Here is a 1,872-nt window from a genome sequence, read left to right as displayed (position 1 = left end):
AGAAATTCCATATTGTTAAGTGACTTAGTAACGCGTTATCACTATTGGGGCGATGATGATGGTGATGGATTAGGCACAAAGGGGGTTATCGCAACAGGTAGTTTATCAATTAAGATTACTGATAAAAATAACCGAGAAATTAACCGTAATGATGCTTTAGATATTTGCAAAGCGCCTTATAAAATGGAGCTAAATAACATGGCTGGCAGTTTAAGTACGCAGTACGGTGTACCAAGCTACAGCATTTTTGATTACGGCACGGCAACATATTATATCAATCCAAATTTACCATCTACAGTTTGCTATGCTAGGCCGAATTTGCAACATGGCACAGGTAGCTTTAAGGGACCTGATTCCATATGGGATTCAGATAAAGGTTTTATCCCGCAATCAACCAATCCCACATTATACGGCAGCAACTTCCCGACCACGGGGGCTGATGGTTTATATTTTGATTTAGACATAAGGGGCATTGATCCGAATCAATTAACTTGGCAACCCGTCACACATGAGGGAATAACTGCCACAGTAACAAGGACAATAGCAAATGATAATTGGATTTCTGACCATCCAGAAGTAGTAACACGAGTCACTTTAACAGGTCCAGAAGCAAGAGCACAAAAGGATAATGTCAATCCTAGTCGAATTAGCAAGCCCAATTTACCAAAGACATTTGAATTAGTAGGTAAAGATAGTGATGGTAATGTAGTCGTAAAATATGGATTTGTATTACGGAAGTGGTTCATCAACCGAGGGGATAAAAGCGACACAGCATCTAATCAAGTTGCATGGTGTCGTAGTTTAGGTTATCGTCTCGCACAGGTTAAGGATCTGACTAACGCAGTTTGTTTTGGTTTGAACTCTGGCAATTATTGTCAAGATGCCATCGGGGCTACACCATCAGCCAGTGATAATTTTTATCAGCGTCAAATAGGTGCTGGATTTTTCACCGAGTGGGATCAAATATTCGATTATGCGGGTATAGATTTCACCCTCTGGTACTGGACAAGTGATACAACGGGAAACCTTCAGTTCTATGTGGGGGTAATGGGCGGTGGTGTGGACAGCTATAACCCAAGTTACCACTACTCAGGTCTTTGCACGACGCCTTAGTTTTTATTTTTAGTCTGTAATACTTGGCGGAAGGGCACAATCAAAGGATGTAACTCTAGCGGAAGGCGGGGGCCCAAACCGTCGATGTTTCGTAAAAAGTAAGCCATATTAACCTTTGGGTGTTATGGAAATTGATATTTTTTCTATAAAAACAGATTGGGTATAACATTGATTTTATTTTTTGTTTTTTTGCAAACTAAGGTAGTTATAGGATGGCTTTTGCGATGATATTTTTTCCATACCTTACCAATGTAACTACCCCCTAAAATAGTACAGCACAAAAGTAGAAAATTCTCTATGATACAAGTAAAGGGGATTTAATGATGAAAAAAATGACTGAACATCAAATCGTCGCTATTTTAAAAGAAGCTGAAGCAGGTATTCCTGTCAAGGAACTCTGCCGTAAATATGGCATGGCAAATTCAACTTTCTATAAATGGCGAGAAAAATACGGCGGAATGGAAACTTCGGATATCAAACGCTTAAAAGAGCTGGAGGCTGAAAACCGTAAGCTTAAGCAGATGTTTGCCGAACTGAGCTTAAAATCCCAGCTTCAGGAAGAAATCATAAAAAAGCTTTAGTGCCAACTGGGGCACGTAAAACGTGGGCACAGCAACTACAACAAAATCATTTAGTTACTATTGCTATGAGTTGTGCCATTGTTGGCTTAAGCCGTTGTGCTTACTATCATCAACCTAAGTTACCGGATGATTCGGTGATTATTTCGGTGTTGAATGCTATCACAGACCGGCATTTACG

1 protein-coding gene and 1 pseudogene are annotated in these 1,872 nt (G+C 40.0%); both read left to right on the top strand.

The window, feature by feature from the left end:
* Nucleotides 1-1,113, top strand: a 1,113-nt coding sequence (locus tag A9G24_RS12835; RefSeq protein ID WP_176701174.1) for a hypothetical protein, incomplete at its 5' end; no start/stop codon positions are given.
* Between the two features lie 320 nt (nucleotides 1,114-1,433).
* Nucleotides 1,434-1,659, top strand: a pseudogene (locus A9G24_RS07595) (transposase); the annotation flags it as partial.
* Nucleotides 1,660-1,872 lie beyond the last annotated feature (213 nt).

Source organism: Gilliamella sp. App6-5 (genome assembly GCF_001690525.1).
In the GTDB taxonomy this organism is placed as follows: domain Bacteria; phylum Pseudomonadota; class Gammaproteobacteria; order Enterobacterales; family Orbaceae; genus Gilliamella; species Gilliamella apicola_H.
Note: the sequence above shows the minus strand (reverse complement) of the source record. Positions and strands in the feature narration are given on the sequence as shown.